The sequence below is a fragment of the Streptomyces sp. 4F14 genome (assembly GCF_048159485.1).
In the GTDB taxonomy this organism is placed as follows: Bacteria; Actinomycetota; Actinomycetes; order Streptomycetales; family Streptomycetaceae; genus Streptomyces.
Genome location: NZ_JBLRVY010000405.1, coordinates 1 through 316 on the forward strand (window position 1 = coordinate 1; position 316 = coordinate 316).

General features: G+C 73.7%; 1 protein-coding gene. It reads right to left on the minus strand.

Annotation, left to right across the window (positions count from 1 at the left end; genetic code table 11):
* Positions 1-93: 93 nt before the first annotated feature.
* The coding region (locus ACLZOT_RS51325; protein ID WP_416976161.1) for an HIT domain-containing protein at positions 94-316 on the minus strand (223 nt) is incomplete at its 5' end.

The window sequence follows — 316 nt, forward strand, 5'->3', positions numbered from 1 at the left end:
CCAGCGCAGGAAGTAGCCGTTGTGGTTGCGGTGCCGGGTCGGGACCTGGCTGGCCGTGCCGAGCACGACCAATTCACGTGCGGACACCGTCGGTTACCCGGGCGGCCCCTCGAGGCCACGGCCGCCCAGCACGTGGGCGTGCGCGTGGAAGACGGTCTGGCCCGCTCCCGCGCCGGTGTTGAAGACGATCCGGTAGCCGCTGCCGTCCACCTTGTCCTCGGTGGCGACCTCGCCCGCCTCCCGCAGCACGTCCGCGGCGAGCTGGGGCGCCTGGGCGGCCAGCGAGGCGGCGTCCGGGTAGTGCGCCTTGGGGATG